Source organism: uncultured Brachyspira sp. (genome assembly GCF_910578695.1).
Lineage (GTDB): Bacteria > Spirochaetota > Brachyspiria > Brachyspirales > Brachyspiraceae > Brachyspira.
Window position 1 is genome coordinate 1 of sequence record NZ_CAJTQJ010000004.1, and the last position, 22,104, is coordinate 22,104.

Annotated in this window: 16 protein-coding genes; 10 read left to right on the plus strand and 6 right to left on the minus strand. The window is 27.8% G+C overall.

Annotation, left to right across the window (positions count from 1 at the left end; genetic code table 11):
* Positions 1-162: 162 nt before the first annotated feature.
* Genes lepB through QZ288_RS01975 form a run of 3 tightly spaced genes read right to left on the minus strand, consistent with a single transcriptional unit; the run spans position 163 to position 2,314 of the window.
* Positions 163-684, minus strand: coding sequence for a signal peptidase I (gene lepB, locus QZ288_RS01965; RefSeq protein WP_295154408.1), 522 nt, complete (start codon positions 682-684; stop codon positions 163-165).
* Between the two features lie 33 nt (positions 685-717).
* Complete coding sequence (locus QZ288_RS01970) at positions 718-1,284, minus strand: NUDIX domain-containing protein (RefSeq protein ID WP_295154410.1); 567 nt, start codon at positions 1,282-1,284, stop codon at positions 718-720.
* Positions 1,268-2,314 (minus strand): hypothetical protein, encoded by a 1,047-nt coding sequence (locus tag QZ288_RS01975; RefSeq protein ID WP_295154411.1) that lies wholly within the window; start codon positions 2,312-2,314, stop codon positions 1,268-1,270. Before QZ288_RS01975 ends, QZ288_RS01970 begins: the two co-directional genes overlap by 17 nt.
* A 226-nt stretch (positions 2,315-2,540) precedes the next feature.
* Here QZ288_RS01975 and dnaG point away from each other — a divergent pair, with 226 nt between their 5' ends.
* From dnaG to QZ288_RS02000, 5 genes are all read left to right on the plus strand, one after another.
* Complete coding sequence (dnaG, locus tag QZ288_RS01980; protein WP_295154413.1) at positions 2,541-4,361, plus strand: DNA primase; 1,821 nt, start codon at positions 2,541-2,543, stop codon at positions 4,359-4,361.
* On the plus strand, positions 4,358-6,121 hold the full coding sequence (gene rpoD, locus QZ288_RS01985; RefSeq protein ID WP_295154415.1) for an RNA polymerase sigma factor RpoD: 1,764 nt from the start codon (positions 4,358-4,360) through the stop codon (positions 6,119-6,121). The genes dnaG and rpoD overlap by 4 nt, the downstream gene beginning before the upstream one ends.
* A gap of 330 nt (positions 6,122-6,451) precedes the next feature.
* Entirely contained in the window at positions 6,452-7,285 is an 834-nt protein-coding gene (locus tag QZ288_RS01990) for a hypothetical protein (RefSeq protein ID WP_295154417.1), read from the plus strand.
* A gap of 170 nt (positions 7,286-7,455) precedes the next feature.
* Positions 7,456-9,000, plus strand: a complete 1,545-nt coding sequence (guaA, locus tag QZ288_RS01995) for a glutamine-hydrolyzing GMP synthase (RefSeq protein ID WP_295154419.1) — start codon at positions 7,456-7,458, stop codon at positions 8,998-9,000.
* Between the two features lie 22 nt (positions 9,001-9,022).
* On the plus strand, positions 9,023-9,997 hold the full coding sequence (locus tag QZ288_RS02000) for a DNA methyltransferase (RefSeq protein ID WP_295154421.1): 975 nt from the start codon (positions 9,023-9,025) through the stop codon (positions 9,995-9,997).
* Positions 9,998-10,143: 146 nt separating this feature from the next.
* On the opposite strand, the gene gyrA is transcribed toward QZ288_RS02000, so the two are convergent.
* A complete protein-coding gene (gyrA, locus tag QZ288_RS02005) occupies positions 10,144-12,651 on the minus strand; it encodes a DNA gyrase subunit A (RefSeq protein WP_295154423.1) in 2,508 nt (835 codons plus the stop codon).
* Positions 12,652-12,820: 169 nt separating this feature from the next.
* Positions 12,821-13,246 carry a response regulator gene (locus QZ288_RS02010; RefSeq protein ID WP_295154425.1) on the minus strand — a complete coding sequence of 142 codons (426 nt, stop codon included), beginning with the start codon at positions 13,244-13,246 and terminating at the stop codon, positions 12,821-12,823.
* A 154-nt stretch (positions 13,247-13,400) separates the two neighbouring features.
* On the opposite strand from QZ288_RS02010, the gene QZ288_RS02015 reads away from it, so the two are divergent.
* From QZ288_RS02015 to QZ288_RS02030, 4 genes are all read left to right on the plus strand, one after another.
* Complete coding sequence (locus QZ288_RS02015) at positions 13,401-15,128, plus strand: 6-hydroxymethylpterin diphosphokinase MptE-like protein (protein ID WP_363322966.1); 1,728 nt, start codon at positions 13,401-13,403, stop codon at positions 15,126-15,128.
* Between the two features lie 19 nt (positions 15,129-15,147).
* Positions 15,148-15,801: an RluA family pseudouridine synthase gene (locus QZ288_RS02020; RefSeq protein WP_295154428.1), complete on the plus strand. Its 654-nt coding sequence runs from the start codon at positions 15,148-15,150 to the stop codon at positions 15,799-15,801.
* Positions 15,802-15,915: 114 nt separating this feature from the next.
* Complete coding sequence (tpx, locus tag QZ288_RS02025) at positions 15,916-16,413, plus strand: thiol peroxidase (RefSeq protein WP_295154430.1); 498 nt, start codon at positions 15,916-15,918, stop codon at positions 16,411-16,413.
* A gap of 138 nt (positions 16,414-16,551) precedes the next feature.
* Positions 16,552-17,037, plus strand: coding sequence for a glutathione peroxidase (locus QZ288_RS02030; RefSeq protein WP_295154432.1), 486 nt, complete (start codon positions 16,552-16,554; stop codon positions 17,035-17,037).
* A gap of 696 nt (positions 17,038-17,733) precedes the next feature.
* Here QZ288_RS02030 and secA read toward each other — a convergent pair.
* Positions 17,734-20,664 carry a preprotein translocase subunit SecA gene (secA, locus tag QZ288_RS02035; RefSeq protein WP_295154434.1) on the minus strand — a complete coding sequence of 977 codons (2,931 nt, stop codon included), beginning with the start codon at positions 20,662-20,664 and terminating at the stop codon, positions 17,734-17,736.
* Between the two features lie 279 nt (positions 20,665-20,943).
* Here secA and QZ288_RS02040 point away from each other — a divergent pair, with 279 nt between their 5' ends.
* Positions 20,944-21,669 carry a flagellar protein FlbB gene (locus QZ288_RS02040; RefSeq protein ID WP_295154436.1) on the plus strand — a complete coding sequence of 242 codons (726 nt, stop codon included), beginning with the start codon at positions 20,944-20,946 and terminating at the stop codon, positions 21,667-21,669.
* Positions 21,670-22,104: the final 435 nt, after the last annotated feature.

A 22,104-nucleotide genomic window follows, 5' to 3' on the forward strand; every position in this document is an offset into this window, starting at 1 on the left:
AATAATTTTTTTCATTGTTTGCTGAATATCTCCTATAAATTTTATATTTCTCATTATATTATTATACAAAAAATAATTATAAAAGTAAAGTTTTAATTATTTAGTATTTTTTACATACATATAAATAATATAATAATTAAAAATATACACCTTATAATATTACTAATTATATTTATTAAATATATTATTAAACAGCTGAAATCTCTTTTTAGGACTGAATATTAATATAACTTGTCCTTTTATATCATTGCCGTCTATAAACCCGAAATATCTGCTGTCCTCACTTAACTTTATATTATCTCCCAAAACAAAATACTGATTATTTCCTACCATATATAAGCCATTATCCTTATTAGAAAAAATATAATATTTATGTTCTATAAGTTTATCATTCAAATAAAGTGCTCCGTCTTTTATTTCTACTTTATCCCCTTCTACTCCTATAACTCTTTTCACAAGATTATTGCTTTCATAATTAAAAACTATAACATTAAAATTTTTAATTCTGCTAAATATAAAATTCTTTTTTAAAAGCAGTATCTGATCGCCCTCAAAAAATGTAGGCTCCATAGATTTATTAGTAACTATATAAGTATCAAAGAAAAATATTCTTATAAATCCAGCCAGTATAACGGCACTGAATGAGGCTAATATAATCTCAATAATTTGTTTTTTATTCATCATAATCAAAGTATTATATTCTTTAATAAAATTCATTCATAAATTATTTATATAAAAAGAGAGAGCCTCTTTAGAAGACTCAAATGCTATTTTTTCAAAATCAATATTATCCCTTTTAATAAAAATAACTTTTGAAGCATCATCATTAGGGACTGTATTCGGAGTATAATCCAATTTTGAATAAAAGAATATATCTGTGGTAACATACATAATGCTTTCGTATATGTATTCATTATGCCCGCTCATAAGAAAATTTATTTTATCTAATTTGATGCTGGTTTCTTCAAGTATTTCTCTTAAAGCAGTATCTTCAGCCCTTTCATAAGGCTCGCAAAAACCTCCGGGTGTATCTATACAGCCTTTTTTAGGGTCAAATTTCCTCTCAACAAAAACTATGCCGCTTGGGGTTTCTATTATAACGCTTACAGCAGATGCAGGATTAGTAAAATAAGTTCTATTACATTTCGAGCATTTAAAAATCTTTATATCATTAAAAATAAAGCTGTCTTTTTCTCCGCAATAAGGACAATATTTAAATTGATATTTTATATGCTCTTTTATATTTAAAGCATTTATAAAATGGCTATTAGTATGTTCTTGCATAATTTCTATTAATATAATATGATGCTATATTTTTAGCCTTGCATATAAATATATCAGACTGTGCCCATATTCCAAAAGGTGCTTTCTCAAAAGATACATTATGAATATTCGTAACATTCACGCTTTCATAATTATACTCATTAGGATCAACATTATAAAAATCATATATATAGTAATAATCAACATTCATATTATTCATTTCTTCGTCTATTAAAGTTTCCATCTCTTCTATAGTATCTGCTACTATATAATATGTAGTAATGAAGTTTCTTTTCTGACATTTTCCTAAACATTTTACCGTAACATTCCAATATCTTGGAATTTTAATTAAATTATCAATTTCATTTAAATTAACAGCAGTGAATCCGTATATAGATTTAAGATTATTAATAATATCATAATAATCAAAAATATATTCATCAGTTTCAGAACAGCCGTAATCTGCTGCTATGGAAGATAAAGAATAATGAATATGCTCATAATCACTGATGAAAGAAGCATTATCATTGAGTAAATTATATGAATTTAATATACGGTTAATTTTTTTCATATTTTTGTATGATGTGTTAATCTCTATTTCTTTATCCAAATTTATAAATATTTCAAATTCTGTAAGTTCATCTACCACCCCAAATCCTACAAATCCGCATTCAATCCATAATTCATTATATCTTTTAAATACTTTTCTTATCTCATTCATTGAAACATCAGGATCGCTCATTAATATATCAAAATCTCTATTAATATCCTGACTAATTCTCTCTATAACCATTGTTCCGTATGAGGGAAATAACTTTAATAATTTCATATACAATAATGAAATTTTATCAGATGAAACTGAAATTTTATATGAATACATATCTCCATTATCTGTATTCCTTAATTCTATTTTTGTCCCCTCTCTAGGACATATATATTCACTAGGTACTATACCCAATGGAATGTTAAATTTATTTATGATAATCCTTCTTGATTTTATATTGTTTAAGATCCTTCTTCTTCTCTGACTCTTTTCAAAATAACTAAACACAATAAGTCTCCGAAAAATATGTTCTAGTTATAATAACAAAAAAAATAAATTTGTCAATTAATATATAAATATTATAATAAATTTATTTTTTATAATTTTTTATATATAATACTTGACTTTTTTAAAAATATTTTTATATTTTATGCATATTTATTTATGGGAATAATAATTTTGATTTTCTATATCCGATTAATACATATAAATATTATATTTGAGTTTATTTATTGTGGATAATTTATTTATTGAAAAATTAAATAATTTATTATCTAGAGTATCTCTTGCTGATATACTTAGAGACAGATACAAAGTTATACATAGAGGCGGAAGTAAATATACTGTACAATGTCCTTTTCATAAAGACGGGCAGGAAACAAATCCTTCTATGTCTGTTGATGATGATAAAGGCGTATATAAATGCTTTACCTGCGGAGCTAAAGGAAATGTTATAACATACCTTAAAGAAAAAGAAAATAAATCCTTTAAGGAAGCGGTTCAGTATTTAGGAAATAGATTTTCAGTTGATGTAAGTGATTTTTTTTCTGCTAAAACTTCTCAAAAGGATAAAATATATTTAGAAAGCAGAAGAATTAACAGAATGGCATGCAACTTTTTTGGTAAAAATTTGCTTTTGAAAGATAAAGACGGTAATTATTTCTATAAAGAAGCTGAAAAATACCTAAAATCAAGAAAAATACCTTTCAGCATTATAAAAGAATTTAAAATAGGGTATGCACCGCCTAGCTGGAATGCTGTTATTAATGCATTAACTGAGAATAAAATTACAGTAAATAATATGAATATATTAGGATTGGCAAGCGTAAGCAAGAATAACCCTAATCATTATTATGACACATTTGTAAATAGAATAATGTTTCCAATAATAAATGAAAGAGAAGAAGTAATAGGCTTCGGAGGAAGAAGTATAGACGGAAAAGAACCTAAATATCTGAATTCTAAAGAAAGTCTGATATTCAAAAAAAAATCTGCATTATACGGAATAAATATAGCAAAATCATATATAATGAAGCAGGACGAAATAATATTAGTTGAAGGATATATGGATACTATAGCATGCCATAAAATGGGTATAAAAAATGCTGTAGGAACTTTAGGCACGGCAATTACAGAAGAGCATGCAAAAGAGATAAAAAAATATACCAAAAATGTAGTATTAGCATTGGATAGTGATGAGGCTGGTATTAAAGCAGTTAAATCGGCTGTAATTACACTGTTGAAGTTTGACTTAAAATTGACTATACTTTATATACAAGAAACTAAAGATTTAGATGAATTTTTTACAGTTTATGATAGAAATCGGTTTGATATACTATATAATAATAAACTTGATTGGTATAATTTTGTTATAGACAGCGAATTGAAAAAAGATATATCATCTTTGTCTATATCAGAAAAATTAGAAGTTATTAATAATTTTTACAGATATTTAGATGCAGTTAATAGTGAAACAGAAAAACAAATGATAATTTCATATATAGCTTCAAAACTTAATATAGATAGAGAAGCTTTTAAAAAAGATTATTTGAAGACAAATAAAGTAAATCGGTATAGTTCTGAAATAAAAAGTGATAAAAAAATAAAAAATATAAATAATAACTTTTACTATGAGAATAGCTTAATATATTTACTTGCTTTGAATCCTTCTTTAATTAAAGAGGCTGAAAAAGAAATTAGTGTTGATCTTATAAAAAAAGATATAACAAGAGAATTTTATATAAGACTTTTAACTCTTAATAAAGAAGCAAGTTCTGAAGATGCTCTTTTGGCATTAGGAAATGAGTACATAGCAAATCAAATTTTAAGCAAGAAAAAGCTTTATAGTGAAAATATATATGAAAAATTAGAGGAGCTTATTATTAAAATTAAAAGCGGCTGCATAGACTCAAAGAGAAAGGAAGTTTTAGAAAATAATTCATTAAATAATATTCTTCGAAGTAATGACGGATTTGAGGCTATTTGTGAAAAAGCACGCGAAATACATTTACTTAATAAGCAGAAAGAAAAATTACATCAAGGAAGTGATTTATGATGACAGAAGAAGATTGCGATCTTTTGATTAAAAATAATGAAAAAATTAGAAAGCTGCTTGAAAAAGGAAATACTAATAAATATCTTACATTTAAAGAGATTAACGGTGCCATTGATAATATGGATACCGATGTAATGGATATACTATTTCAATTACTTGCTGCTAGAAAAATCGTTATTGTTGAAGATAAGAGAGAATTTGAAAGTCTTTCTAAAAATCAAAATAAAATTGATGATGCCGCTAAATTTATACATGTAGAAGATAAAGTTGGAAATAATGATGATCCTATCAGACTTTATCTTAAAGAAATTGGAAAGGTTAGTCTGCTTACTCATGATGATGAGGTTGAATATTCTAAAAAAATAGAATCAGGCGAATCAGAAATTGAAAATATTATTTTAAATACTCATTTAGTTGTAGGAGAAGTATTAAACACTATAAAAAATGTGCAGATAGGCAAAGTATCTATACATGAAATATTAGAGCCTCCTAGAATTTATAATGTTTCTACACAGGAAAAAAGAAAATTAGAAAGAAAGTATAAAAACTTTGAAAAAGAATATACCGTAATAGCTGAAAAATATCTTGCTTTAGATAAAAGAATAAAGAAAATTACAACGCAGAAAACTATCAAAACTCTTACTAAAGAGCAGGAAGAAGTTAAAGAAAGTATAGTAAAACTTCTGACTAAAGTAAGATTAAATAGAATGGAAATAGACAGAATAGCTGAAAAACTTAAATTCTATTTGCATAGAATAAATCAAATAGAAGAATATTTTGAAAAACTAAAGAAAAGATATTATAAAGAAATATCAGACTTTGAAAACTATTATAAGGAAATAGAAGCTGGAAACAAAGATATATATATAAGACTTGTAGATGAGTTTAATATTACGCCTGAAGCTATAGAAGCTGTTATAACTAGCTTTCATAAAGCACAGATTCGTATGGCTGATATTTATGATGAAGTTAGAGTTGATAAAGAAACTTTAGTAGAATGGGTTAGAAAAATAGATTCTTCCAGAAGAAAAATTGCTCAGGCTAAAGATCATATAGTTAAAGCAAATTTAAGACTTGTTATTGCAATAGCTAAAAAGTATGTTAATAGAGGGCTTCATTTCTTTGATTTAGTTCAGGAGGGAAATATAGGGCTTATAAAAGCTGTAGATAAATTTGAATACAAAAAAGGATATAAATTTTCTACTTATGCTACTTGGTGGATTCGTCAGGCTATTACCCGTTCTATAAGCGATCAGGCTAGAACTATAAGGGTACCTGTTCATATGATAGAACAGATTAATAAAGTTCAAAGAGTTTTAAGACAATATATGCAGCAGCATGGAAGAGAGCCTTCTATTCAGGAAATAGCAAAAGCATTAAGCTGGCCAGAAAGCAGAGTAAAAAGCGTAAGAAATGTTGCTAAAGATCCTGTATCTCTTAATGCTCCTATAGGCGATGAGGAGGATACTATTTTAGGAGAACTTATAGAAGATAAAGAATTTGAAAGTCCGCAAAATATTACAACTTTCAAAATATTAAGAAAGCAGATTGATTCTATATTAGACAGTCTTCCTGACAGAGAGCAGAAAGTCATAAGAATGCGTTTCGGGCTTGTTGATGGATATTCTCATACTCTTGAAGAGGTTGGATATGTATTTAAGGTTACAAGAGAGCGTATAAGACAGATAGAGGCAAAAGCTATAAGGAGATTAAGGGCTCAGTCAAAGAAAAAAGAATTAAAAGATTTTCTTGATTCTTAAATCTTTAAATTAAAAAATTTAATAAAGAGGCAAATTTCTGCCTCTTTTTTTATTTTTAATGTTCTTAAAAAAATAAAAAAAATTATAGTTGTTTTATATTATTTTTTTATTATTATTAATAATAAAGCTTTTATTAAAAATATGTACTATATATGCTTTATTATTCATTTTTATATGGTATAGTTTTAAAAGTATATATATACCATTTACATAAAAAAATAAATAAATAAATAGAATAAGATGATTATAGGTAAATATAAATAATAATATAGAAATAAATAACAGAGCTGGAAATAAATTCAGAATAAGAATTAATTAAAGGAATTTTATATGAAAAAAATTATATTATCTGCTTTAATATTTATTTCAATATTTACTAAATCAGCATTCACTGAATTTGAAGCTAGTATATATATTCCTTTAGGTATTAATTCTACATTGCCTAATATAGATGCCAAATGGAATGTAGTCAGAAATATAAATCTAAAAACAATTGAATCAGATATAAGTTTTAATATAGGAGTTACAGCAAATTTCGGATACAGATTCAACATTAATGAAAATAACGGCATAAGTATATTGACTGAAATAGGATATTCAAGGCTTGATTTTGCTTCCGAATTTAAAACTGCAGGCAATTATGATAATGCAAGTCAGAATTTAGTTTTTCATACCCTAAATATAGGATTAATGCCTAAATATACTGTAAATCTTACTTCTTTACTTAAAAGTGTTAATCCGAATTATAATGGTAAAATGGAGCTTAATATAGGTATAGGCTTCGGAGTGAAAATAGCATTGGCTGGAGAATATTATATGAATAATAATACTGATAAAAGTCATTTATCTGAAAAATACTCATTTAAAGATATAAAAAGAAAATTTGATTATCCGCTTATACCATATATAAAATTTCAAATGGAGGATTATTTTTATTTTAATGAAAAAACAGCATTTTTATTTGGTATGAGCCTTACATACAATTTTAATATACTCTATGATATTCTAAATATATCTTATGAAAGATATGAAGAAGATCTCAAAGAAAGTATTAATAATCCTATAGGAATAGGAGGACCTAGATTCTTATATTATGATATTGATAAATACGGTTTTTCTAGTTTTGAAATAGCTTTCAATTTAGGAATTAAATTCGGAAATTAATATTAAGCAGATAATATTATAAAAATTGATGCTTGATTTTCAGGCATCTTTTTTTATTAAAAATAAATTGATATAACAAAAATTACATAATATTATGATAATTATTAATTGAAATTTTATCAATTTAATATAATATAATGAAATTCATAGTTTTATAAAAGAGGAAATATATGCAAAGCAATATAGATAAAGTACTAATACTAGATTTCGGTTCGCAGTTTACACAGCTTATAACTAGAAGAATAAGAGAATTAAAAGTATATTCAGAAATTCACCCTTTTAATGTATCTATAGATTTCATAAAAAAATTTAATGCAAAAGCAATAGTACTTTCAGGAGGTCCCTCAAGCGTATATGAAGATGATGCCCCTAAAGTTGATAAACAATTATTTGAACTTGGTATGCCAATACTAGGAATATGCTATGGTATGCAGATAATAGTATATTCTATGGGCGGAAAAGTTGAAAGTGCTGATAAAAGGGAATACGGAAAAGCTGAAATTGAAATTACTAATCATAAAAGCATATTCAAATCATTTAATAAAAATAATACAGTGTGGATGAGTCATAGCGACAGCATTAAATCCATACCTGAAGGATTTGAACTTATAGCAAAAACTCCGAACACAGAAATTGCTGCTATAGAAAATAAAGAAAAAAATATTTATGCTATACAGTTTCACCCTGAAGTAGTTCATACTGAAAATGGTATAAAAATAATAGAAAATTTCTTGTTTAATATTTGTAAATGCGAAAGAAATTGGAATATGGAATCTTTTATAGAATATGAAATAAAAAGAATAAAAGAAATAGTAGGCGGCAAAAATGTAATACTCGGACTTTCAGGAGGAGTTGATTCTTCTGTAGCTGCTGTACTAATAGAAAAAGCTATAGGAAAGCAGCTAAAATGCATATTTGTTAATAACGGACTTCTAAGAAAAGATGAGGCTAAAAAGGTTGTTGAAGTATTTAGGGATAATTTTAATATTGATTTGATTTATTGTGATGCTTCAAAAAGATTTTTAGATAAACTATCAAATATTACAGATCCTGAACAGAAAAGAAAAATAATAGGACATGAGTTTATAAATGTATTTAATGATGAAGCTAAAAATATTGAAAATGTAGGTTTTTTAGCACAAGGCACTCTTTATCCTGATGTTATAGAAAGCATATCTTTAAGAGGAAGTTCCGATGTGATAAAAAGCCATCATAATGTAGGCGGACTTCCTAAAGATATGAAATTTGAATTATTAGAGCCTTTCAGAGAATTATTTAAAGATGAGGTAAGAGAAATAGGTTTAGAGTTAAAACTCCCAGAAGATATTGTATACAGACAGCCTTTTCCAGGTCCTGGCTTGGCAGTAAGAATATTAGGAGATATTACAGAAGAAAGAGTAAAAATACTTCAAGAAGCTGATGATATAGTAGTAAGCGAAATAAAAAAAGCAGGACTTTACAGAAAATTATGGCAGTCTTTTGCTGTGCTTCTTCCAGTAAAAAGTGTCGGAGTTATGGGAGACGGAAGAACTTATGAAGAGGTTATTGCTGTCAGAGCTGTAGAAAGTGCTGATGCTATGACGGCAGACTGGGCTAAAATCGATTATAATGTTTTGGGTATAATATCAAATAGAATAATAAATGAAGTGAAAGGGATTAACCGAGTAGTTTATGATATATCTTCAAAACCGCCTGCTACTATAGAATGGGAATGATTTTTATAATAGTGTAAATTATATGAATACAAAAGTTAAATCAAATAAAAATAAAACTATTGATTTTGATATAAATACTGATGAGGGAAAATTTTATTTTGATAAATGTATTAAAGATAATGAAAATATAAAACTATATACAAAAGAAAGTATTTTTAATAAAACTATAAACGGAGATACTTTTTCTGTTTTAGAAAAGATAGAAAAAAATATAGCTGATTTAATGATAATTGATCCGCCTTATAATATATCTAAAAATTATCATGGATTTAAATTCAAAGACAGAGATAATTTAAGCTATGAAAAATATACTCATCTATGGGTAGAAAATATTATCCCGATACTAAAAAAAAATGCTGCTGTATATGTATGCTGTGATTGGAAATCAAGTCTTGTAATAGGAAATGTATTAAAAAAATATTTTAATATACAAAACAGGATTACTTGGCAGAGGGAAAAAGGAAGAGGAGCAAAAAATAATTGGAAAAATGCGATGGAAGATATATGGTTTGCTACATTATCAAATAAATATACTTTTAATGTAGATGATGTAAAGATAAGAAGAAAAGTTATAGCTCCTTATAGAATAGACGGCAAGCCTAAAGATTGGATAGAAACAGAAGACGGAAATTTTAGAGATACGCATCCGTCAAACTTTTGGGACGATATATCAATACCTTATTGGTCTATGTCAGAAAATACTGCCCACCCTACTCAGAAGCCTGAAAAGTTAATAGCTAAATTGATATTGGCAAGTTCAAACAAAGATGATTTTGTATTTGATCCTTTTTTAGGAAGCGGTACTACTTCGGTTGCAGCTAAAAAATTAGGAAGAAATTATTCAGGAATAGAACAGCATAAAATATACTGTGCTTGGGCAGAAAAAAGAATAGAACTAGCCGAAGAAAATAAAGAAATACAAGGATATACGGATAATGTATTTTGGGAGCGAAATAGTTTATCAATACAGAAAAAAATAAGAAGCGAAAATTATTAGTTTTTATTGTTTTTATTGCTGCTAATAAAAATTATGAGCTTTGATACTCTGTCATTCTGCAAATGTCAGGCACTCGCAGGTTTTTTATTTATATTTATAAAAAATTATTTGACGAATACAATTTTTATATTTAGTTTTCTAAATCATTACTTATTTTTTTCTTCATCAGAAAAAGGAACAACAGCTAAATCGCTTACTCTTGCACCATCAGAAATATTAACCATTTTTACACCCTTAGCATTTCTTCCTAATTCAGGTATAGAATCAGCTTTTATTTTTATAGTCATATCATCTGTAGTAACAACCATTATTTCATCTTTATCGCCCACCGTTTTTACACTTACAACTTTTCCTGTTTTATTATCAGGCTTAATATAAATCTGTCCTTTTCCGCCTCTTCCCTTAACATTAAACTGTCTTGAAGAAAGCCTTTTACCTATGCCGTTTTCAGTAATTACTATTAAAGATTCTCCCTTATGTATAGCATTTCCAGATACGCAGATATCATTATCATCTAAAGAAATGCCTTTTACTCCTGAAGCTGCCCTTCCCATCTTTCTAATCTTCTCTTCTGTGATTCTCAAAGCAAGTCCTGTAGCAGTTGTCATTATAAAATCATCTCCAGCCTGAACAGGAGAAACGGCTACAAGCTCATCATTATTTTCTAATGTTAAAGCAAGTATTCCTCTTTTCTTAGCATTTTCAAGATGCTTTAATTCCATTTTCTTTATAGTGCCCATCTTTGTAACCATTATAATTGACTGCTTAGCCTCAAATGAAGATACTGTAAAATAGCTTGTAATTTTTTCTTCGGGTGCCAGATTTAGTATAAATTTAATACTTTTTCCCTGAGAAATTTTACTCAAAGCAGGTATTTCATGCACTTTCATCCAGAAAGCCTTTCCTCTGTCCGTAAATATAAATAAATAATCTTTTGTGGAAGCAACAAATAAATGTTCAATATAATGCTCCCCTTGAGATTTTCCGCCCTGAACTCCTACTCCGCCTCTTCCCTGCGTACGATAGCTTGAAGCAGGGACTCTCTTTATGAAACCCTGAGTAGTTATAGATACTGCTACATCTTCATCATGTATTAAATCTTCTTCATCTATTTCAGTATCATTTGTCTTACCTATTATTTCGCTTCTTCTCTCATCTCCGTATCTTTCAGATATTTTTTTAAGTTCATCTTTAATAACTGCAAGTATTTTTTCAGGGTGGGCAAGCAAGTCTTCGCAATAATCTATAAACTCTTTTAACTGCTGCAATTCCTGTTCTATCTTTAATTTTTCTAAAGCTGTTAATCTTTTAAGAGGCATATCAAGTATAGCCTGAGCCTGTTTATCTGAAAGGCTGAATCTGTTTATGAGTGTATTTCTGGCAGCATCAGTATTCTCGCTTTCCCTTATTATTCTTATTACCTCTTCAATATTAGCCTGTGCTATTAATAATCCCTCTAATATATGTGCTTTAGCCTTTGCCTGCTTCAAATCATATTCTGTTCTTTTAGTTATAACTTCAACTCTATGGTCAACAAAATATTTGATAAGTTCTTTCAAATTTAATACTTTAGGCTCTCCATTAACTAAAGCAAGATTTATTATTCCGAAAGTAGTTTCCAAATCAGTATGCTTCCATAGCTGATTGAGTACAATCTGAGTAGCAACTCCTTTTTTAAGCTCTATTATAAGACGAATGCCTGCTCTATTGCTTGACTCATCTCTAATATCTGCCACGCCTTCTATTTTGCCCTGTTTAACTAAACCTGCTATTTTTTCATGCAAAGTAGTTTTTACAACTCCGTAAGGAAGTTCTTTTACTACTATAGCCTCTCTGTCTCTCTTTGTTTCTTCTATTTCAAGTCTTGCCCTTAATTTTATCCTTCCCTTTCCTGTTGTATAAGCCTCTTTTATACCTTCTTTACCGTAAATAATACCAGCTGTAGGAAAATCAGGACCTTGTACATAACGCATCAAATCTTTAATTTCAGAATCCTGATGATCTATATAATAAATAACAGCATTCACAACTTCTTTTAAATTATGAGGAGGCATATTAGTAGCCATACCAATAGCAATACCCATACTTCCATTAACTAAAAGCTGAGGCAATGTTGCAGGAAGAACAGAAGGCTCAGTTCTGGAATCATCAAAGTTCGGTACAAATTTAACTGTTTCTTTTTCTATATCATTAAGCATTTCCTCTGCAAAACGAGTCATTCTAGCTTCGGTATAACGCATTGCAGCAGGCGGATCATCATCTATAGAACCGAAATTACCCTGTCCGTCTATAAGTAAATAACGCATAGAAAAGTCCTGTGCCATTCTTACCATAGTTCCGTAAACAGCTACGTCTCCGTGAGGATGATAACGTGCCAATACTTCCCCTACTGTAGCAGCAGATTTTTTATAAGGCTTATCATGTGTCAAATTAGCATCATACATAGCATAAAGTATCCTTCTATGAACAGGCTTTAATCCGTCTCTGACATCAGGCAATGCTCTTGATACTATAACACTCATAGCATAAGTTAAATATGATTCTTTTAATTCATTTTCTATCGATATATGATCTACTCTCTTTAGTATATCTTTTGTCAGCGTAGAATATTGCCTCTCTTCTGAAAGCTCTGGTTTACTCTTTTTTACTGCCATATATATTTATCCTTTATAAAAAACATTCATATAATTATAACATTTCACTGTATAAAAATCAAACAATGATATTAAAGAATTTCAAAACAATATAAATTTAATATTTTATTAATAAATATAATTATAAATATTTTTATTTTTTAATGAGATACAGAATATTAAAATCATTTTATTTTAAATAGTCTTCTCTTCCAATAACTTTAGCTAAATGGTACATTACAGTCTGACGCTGAACAGGTTTAACAACATAACCGTCTACTTTCAATTTTAGAAATTCCATTAATATACCTTTATTCGCATAAGAAGTAACTACTATTATTTTAGAATCTATATTTAATGCCCTTATCCTCTTAAGTAAATCAATTCCATTCATTTGCGGCATTTCAAAATCCATCATTATTATATCAGGCTTATCTGAAGCATCTTTAAGTTTTGTTAAAGCATCTATAGCACCGTCAGCCTCTAACATTACATCAAAATTCTCTGATAATAATATTTTTCTTTCAGCTATTCTTATAGTACTGGAATCATCTATTACCATTACCTTATATGATTTACCTGACTTACTATTATAACCTAAAGGAAAATTTGCCATAAAAATACCTCATAACAATTATAATGTAGTTTCCAATTTATTTTATAATAATTATTAAGATTGTCAATTACTTTTTATAAAAATAATAACAATATAATTTTATAATATACTGTTATATATTTGATTTTTATATTTTTTTTGTTATTATAGATAGATGAATATATCAGCAAAACTGCACAATTTAATGAATGATAAAAAAAATGAACTTGACTCTTCGTACAAAATAGAAAAAAATAAAGATAATATCATAGTAATTTCAAAAAACGGAAGAGCTTTGCATAGCAAATATAATATAAATAATGAATGCAAAAGGGCATTAGAAAATATTAATAAAAATAAAAATCTTCTGATAATATACGGATACGGATTAGGATATATTTTAAAATATTTATTAGAAAATATTAATGATTATTTTAGTAAAGAGATTATAAAAAGTCTAAAAATTATAGTAGTTATAGAAGATAGTGCTGTTTTTAAATATTCTTATAATAATATATATAATACTGATAATAATAATATATTTTTTATACATAAAGATGATAATATAAATTATATAAATAAAATTGTTGATTATAAAAGCATAAACGGAATAAATTTAGTACTTCTTCCAGCACTTACGAAAGAAGAAAAAGATAATGCTAATATATTTTATACAAAAATACTAAATATAGTAGAAAAAGAAGTATCAAATATATTTACCAATATGTATTTTGAAAATATATGGACTAAAAATATTATATTTAATAGCGAATATATAAAGAACTCTTCGGATATATTTATATTTAAAGATGCTTTTAAAGGCTTAAAGGCATTATTAGTATGTCCAGGTCCTACATTAAAGCATAGCATAGAAATAATTAAAAAAGAAAGAGAGAATTTATTGATTATATGTGTTGATACAAGCTACAGCGTATTATGCAAACATAATATAATACCCGATTTTGTTATTACGGTTGACGGCGGTTTTTTTAATTCTTTAGATTTTGTATATGAAAATAATAAATTTCCATATTTAGTTATGGATATAGCTGCCAATAAAATAATACCTAGAAGCATAAGTGCTGATATTATAAGATTTACATCATCTGAAAATTTGGGGCTTATAAAATATATACAGAAATTTACTAATTTATCTTATCTTACAACATCAAATACGGTTGCAACTACTATGATAGATTTTGCTTACTATTTGGGATTAGATGAAGTATTATTAATAGGTTTTGATAACAGCTATCCTTTTTATGAAAGACATATTAAACATGCTCTATCCTATGAATATATGGTAAATAAAACTAATAAATTAAAAACTTATGAATCATATTACTTTAACACTATAAGAAATAATACTAATATAGATAATTATCCTCCTACAGAATTTGTATTTGAAAGCCAAATGGAATATTTTAATGAGTTTAAAAATAAATATTCAAATATGAAAATAAAAAGAATCACAAAAGAAGCTGTAAAAATTAACTGCATAGAAGAAGGAAATATTGAAGATTTTTATATAAGCAGTATAAGACAGAGAGTATTAAATATTGCAGAAAATATATACAAAAAAGATAATGATACTAATATAAAAAAAGCATATATAGAATTAAAAAATATACTAGAAGAGTTTAGAAATATTTTATCTGAAAAATATAATAATATAAATAATAATCTGCCTAACATAGACAGTTTATATAATGAAAGCATAAATATAGTAAAAGAGTATCAAAATAAAGCAGGCATATTGCATACTATATTATCTGCAACAATACTTATGTGCGAAAGAGGAGAGAGAGAAAACAGAGAAAAATTAATATTTCTTATTATGGAAAGCCTTAGGAATGTTAATTATTTTTTAACTAGAATATCTCTTATCATAGAAAAATTATAAAGTTATAAAGCGATGCAAAATGGAAATTATTTACGAAGATGATTATTTTATTGCTGTTAATAAAGAAGCAGGAATAGAAACAGATAATAATTTTATAAATATGATAAAAAAGGAGTATAATCATATTAATAATTTATATTTAGTTCATAGAATAGATAAATTCACCTCTGGAATAATAATTATTGCGAAAGATGAAGATACCAAAGAATATTTTGAGAAATCTTTTAAAAATAAAACAATAACAAAAATCTATCATGCTATAGTTCAAGGAGATGTAAAAAAAGAAAATGGTAAAATAGAAATGTCAATAGGAATTGATAAGAAAAATCCTAATAAAAGAATTCCATTATCTTTGAAAGAAGGCGGAGAAAAAGCCGTAACCTATTATAGAGTTTTAAAAAGGCTGAATGAACATACATTACTTGAATTAAAGCCTATAACAGGAAGAACTCATCAAATAAGAGTTCATCTTTCATATATAGGGCATTCTATTATAGGAGATAAAATATATTCAAAAAATGCTGATATATACAATATGAAAGGCTTTGCTCTTATAGCTAAAGAAATCAAGTTTGCACATCATATAACAAAAAAAGAAATAAATATAAATATAAAATACAATAGAGAATTCTTAATAAGACTGAAATTATTAGAAAAACAAAATAAAAAATAATTACAATATTTGTTATTGACTTTTTTAACAATAATTATATATTATTCTTTAAATAATTAATTGAATTTAATAATTATTTATCTTCAATAAACTTATTATCAAGGAGTATAAAAAATGACAGTTACATTTCAAGGTGCAGCACAAAATTTAGAAGGTGCTCAATTAGAAGTTGGTGCTAAAGCATTAGATTTCACAGTATTAAAAACAGATTTAAGCCCATGGTCTTTAAAAGATGCAGGTGATACAGTAAAAATTATATCTTCTGTACCATCTTTAGATACACCTGTATGCGATGTACAAACTAAAAGATTTAATAAGGAAGCTAGTTCTCTTAAAGGAGTAACAGTTGTAACAGTATCAGTTGATTTACCATTTGCTCAGGCTAGATGGTGTGCTGCTGCTAATGCTTCTTCTCATATAGTAGCTTCTGACTATAATCAAAAAGATTTCGGAAGAAAATTCGGTACTTTATTAAAAGAATTACAGCTTCTTACTCGTGCAGTATTCGTACTTGATAAAGATAATGTTGTTAAATATGTTCAGTATGTTCCAGAAATAACTAATGAGCCTGATTATGAAGCTGCTTTAAATGCTGCTAAAGCTCTTTTATAATTTTTTAATTTTTAATTAAATAATAAAAGCATATTCTTTACTAGAGTATGCTTTTTTTATTTTAATTTGTTTGATATAAAGTAAAATTAATTTATAATTAAATATAGCAAATAAAAACAAAAACTACGGAGTATAAATATGAGTATTTATGATTACACTGTTAAAGATGCTGATGGAAAAGATGTAAAATTAAAAAAATATAAAGGAAAAGTGCTTCTGATAGTAAATACTGCAACAAAATGCGGATTTACAAAACAATACCCTGCATTAGAAGAATTATACAAAAAACATAAAAAAGAAGGTTTTGAAATATTGGATTTTCCTTGCAATCAATTCGGAGGGCAGGCAAAAGAACCTATTGAAGAAATCGCTCAGTTTAGAAAAGAAAAATACGGCATTACTTTTAAGCTTTTTGATAAGATAAAAGTTAATAGCAAAAATGCTGATCCTTTATTTATTTATTTGAAAACAGAAAAACCTACTGAAGAAGGTATTGAAAAAATAAGATGGAATTTCGGCAAATTCTTAATAGACAGAGAAGGAAATATAATAGGACGCTATGATCCTAGAGTAAAGCCTGAAGAACTTGATGAGACAGTAGCCGAATTATTAAAAAAAGAGTAAAATAATAAAAATCTGACAGTTTCTATATATGCTTTAATTATATAGAAACTGCTTTTTATATAAAAAATTACTCGTAAGTAAAATTGATATAAGCTCGTAATTTTTATAGTTTTTCTATTTCTTATTTACTAATAAAAAACTTGTGCCGATATCGGCATTATTCCTGCAATTCTTCGAATGTCAGGCACTCGCAAGTTTTTTATTTATTTATTATTGCCAGCGATAAACTTTATATTATTACCACTTTGCGTGCCTTCGGCAATGTTTGCCGACGAAGTCCGCCTCGCGAAGCGTGCCTTTGGCAGGCGACGCCTATAATAAACAAATAAATTTATTTGCTGGCTTCGGCTCGCTTAGTTAAATATAATTTATAAGCTACTCATTTATCTTTATTGTTATTAGCTATAAACTTTTTTATTATTACTAATAAAAATTGTTCGCTTAAAAAGTATAGCAAATTACTCTGTACGCCTTCGGCGAATTTGCTATACACTCACAATTTTTATATTTAGTTTTCTAGCATTTAAAAAATTATTAGTTTTTATTATTACTAATAAAAATTGTTTGTTAATCCTTTCTGACATTTGCAAAATGGAGGAATAACTAAAATAATTTTAATATATTGAGTTTTAAGTTAGCAATAATAAATTTTAGTTATTTAGGGCAGCCCCTTAATTTATTTTCTTTTTTCTTTACTTAATTCGTATTATCCTTTCCATGACAATGTTTGTATTTTTTACCGCTTCCGCAAGGACAAGGATCATTTCTTCCTATTTTCTGAGTCATCTTAACATTAGCCTGAGAGGCTTTTACTTTGCTTTGCATATTTTGAGTCATAGCACTTGCACTTAACTTTTCTTCAATTCCTCCGTCAAATGCACTTTCTCTCTCAATACTTTCAAATGATTTAGGTATTATTTTTACTCTCATTATAAGGTTTACAAGCTCATTATGTATAGCATTCATAGTAGCTACAAACATTTTATATCCCTCTAATTTGTATTCTGTAAGAGGATTTTTTTCAGCATATCCTCTAAGCCCTATGCCTTCCCTTAAACTGTCCATAGCAAATAGATGATCCTTCCATCTGTTATCTATTATTGAAAGGAATATATTTTTTTCTACTTCTCTGAATATTTTTTCATCTGTTTCTAACGCTTTTTTTCTGTATGCTTCTAACAGCAGTCTGCTTATATTTTTTACAGAATTATCAACTCCACCCTCTACAGCCTTATTAGCAGCATCTTCTTCTATGCCTATTAAATAACTGTTAAGCCATTTTGTTACTTCCAAAGCATCAACATTCTTTTTATTTACAGATATATCTTCAATTGTTTCTTCTGTTACTTCATATATAATTTCTTCTACTCTGGCAGATATATCATCAGAGTAAAGTATATAATCTCTCTCTCCGTAAACTGCCATACGCTGCTGATTCATAACATCATCATACTCAAGCAAATTTTTTCTTATATCAAAGTTTCTGCCCTCAACTTTTCTCTGAGCATTTTCTATTGATTTATTAAGCCATTTATGTTCTAATTCCTCTTCTTCGCCCATTCCCATAGCAAGCATCATTCTTGAAACTCTCTCGCCTCCGAAAAGACGCATTAAGTCATCTTCAAGAGATAAGAAAAATACGCTAAGTCCAGGGTCGCCCTGTCTTCCGCTTCTTCCCCTAAGCTGATTATCAATTCTTCTAGCTTCATGTCTTTCGCTTCCTATAACATGCAAGCCTCCTGCAGCAAGTACTGTTTCTTTATCTGCTTTAGACTTTTCATTTATCTGAATTATTCTATCTATTTTTTCTGTCATTTCTAATGCATTATTTTTTTCAGCTAATTCTTTAGCCTCTTCAATTTTGCCTGCAATAACATTTCTTACAAAAGCCTCTTTATAGATATCTATAGATTTAACTTTTTTTGTTAATTCTTCTTTTTTATAAGGATCTCTCTCTTTGAAAGCCTTATCTTTCATAAGTACAAGTATCTGTTCTATTTCAGCAATGCCTTTAGCAACAGGATTCCCGCCAAGTACAATATCGGTACCCCTTCCAGCCATATTTGTAGCAAGAGTAACTGCTCCCGGTTCTCCAGCCTGTGCTATTATTGCAGCTTCTCTCGAATGGTTTTTAGCATTCAAAACTTCATGATTTATTTTATGTCTTTTAAAGATTTTAGAAAGCTCTTCATTCATTTCCACTGATACAGTACCCACAAGTACAGGTTTTCCAGAGTTCTGAAGTTCTTTAATATATTTTGCCAATGCCTCAAATTTAGCTTTTCTTGTTCTGTATATTTTGTCTGATAAATCCTGTCTTGCTATAGGCTTATTAGTTGGTATAACAGCAACATCTAATTTGTATATTTTATAAAATTCTTCAGCCTCTGTTTCTGCGGTACCTGTCATACCTGAAAGTTTAGGATACATTCTGAAATAATTTTGGAATGTTATTGTAGCATAAGTCTGCGATTCATTTTGTATAGCAACTTTTTCTTTAGCCTCTATTGCCTGATGAAGTCCGTCGCTGTATCTTCTTCCTTCAAGTACGCGTCCTGTAAATTCATCTACAATTAAAACTTCTCCGTCTGCAACCATATAATCAACATCGCGTTTAAATACTTTATGTGCCTTTAATGCCTGATTAACATGATGTACTATTGTACTGCTTTGAGCTCCGTATAAATTTTCTACATTAAGAAGTTTTTCTACTTTATGTACTCCTTCTTCTGTAAGATATACATTTTTATCTTTTTCATCTAATACATAATCGCCTGTGCCTGCAATTTCACGCATTCTTTCATCTACTTCCGCCTGTTTAAGCATAGGTATTATTCTGTCAATTTCATAATACATTTTAATATTTTTTTCAGCAGGTCCTGATATTATAAGAGGAGTTCTAGCCTCATCTATCAAAATACTATCAACCTCATCTACTATAGCAAAATAGAATTTTCTCTGAACTTTATCCTCTTTTCTTGTAACCATATTATCTCTTAAATAGTCGAATCCGAATTCATTATTAGTACCATAAACAATATCACAGTTATAAACGGCTCTTCTTTCAGGGGAATGCGGTTTTGTATTGTCAAGTATTCCTATACTTATACCAAGCATAGAATATATAGGCGTCATCCATTCAGCATCTCTTTTAGCAAGATAATCATTCACCGTAATAACATGCACGCCAAGTCCTGTTAAAGCATTAAGATAAACAGCAAGAGTAGCCACAAGAGTTTTACCTTCGCCTGTTTTCATCTCTGCGATTCTTCCCTGATGAAGTACAGCCCCTCCCATAATCTGCACATCAAAATGTCTCATACCTGTAGTTCTTATACTAGCTTCTCTTACAACGGCAAATGCTTCAGGAAGTATTTCATCTAATATATCTTGGAGTTTCTTTTTATTTTCATCTTTGCTTAAATCTAATTCTTCTGTTTTGCATCCTATATGTTTTTCTACTCTTTCTCTAAACTCTTTTGTTTTATTTGCAATTTCTTCATTGCTTAATTTTTTTATTTCTTCTTCAAATGATAATGTTTTTTCTGCTATAGGCTTTAATATTTTAGCGTCATTTTGTTCTTTAGAGCCGAATATCAATTTGAATACTAAATCCATTGCCCCCATTAGTCATAAACTCCTTAAAATTATTAATGCGAAAATTAAAAATATTGTATATTAAAACTTAATAATAACATAAAATGTAAATATAATAAAGCAGTAAATAAGTATTTTTATAACTGCATATATTTCATATTTTTTTATATTAATAAACAAAAAAATATGATAACTAAATATTTTTTTATTACGATAATAATTATGATAACAAAATTCAAATAATATATTGTTTTTTATATATATTATGTTATCATAATTATTATATTTGCAGTAAGGTGATTAAAGGTTATGAGATTAAAAATAGGTATTTTAACTATAGTAAATTTAATAGCATTTATAGCAGTATTATATATGTTTGATATATTCGGTGTTGTTAATTATTATACTTTAATGCGTAATAAAATAGCTCCGAATGCACCTAGTTTTTTAACAAGGTTTATGCAAAAACCAAGAGTTGAAGATATGACTCTTCTTGCAAGAGATGATCTTAATAAAATGAGAGAGTCCTTTAATTTAAGAGAGAAAGATTTGCAGGCTCAGGAATCTTTAATAGCAAGCAAAGCAATGGAATTAAATACTCAGTCCGAATTAATAGAACAAGACAGACAAAACCTTTTAAATGCTTGGTCTAATTATCAGGCTACTATGGATGAATCTTCTCAATATCAATTAGTATTGACTGACTTAGCTAATAAAATCAACAGTATGCCTCCTCAAAACTCTGTAGCATTACTTAATCAGCTGGCGGCAAATGGATCTGATGATTTAGTAATAGATGTATTATTAGAAATGGACGCTATAGCTGCTGCTGAAGGAAGAAGCAGTACTACTTCTTATCTATTAAGCTTGATGGAAGCAAATGTTGCTGCGAGAATATTAGAGAAATATGAAGCAAGATCCAATCCCGGCAGTAATACTGTACCTTCTTCGCCTAATGATTTTCCTAATTACTTACCTGATGATATGAATAATGATGATATGCTTAATGAAAGTATAATGGATATGGGAGCATAAAAGTTTTTTAATAATCAGAAATAAAAATTATAAGCCTTTCTTAAATATTTAAGGGAGGCTTTTTTTGTTTATATAAATAATTTGGGGCTATCCTAGATAACTAAAAAGCCCCTTTTTTAATAAATTATATAATTGTTTTTCTTTATTTATGCCAAAGCTTTACTGAGTTCATATTTACATTTAAATAATTTTTATTTAATTCAATAATTACAAAACATAATATTATTATAACTTTTCTATTTCTTATTTACTAATAAAAAAACTTGTACCGATATCGGCATTATCTCCTGCCATTCTACGAATGTCATACACTCATAATTTTTATATTTAGCTTTCTAGTATTTAAAAAAATTATTAGTTTTTATTGTTGCTAGCAATAAACTTGCTTAATAATAGCTGACAACTTCCTTATGTCAGTTGCTAGCGATAAACTCG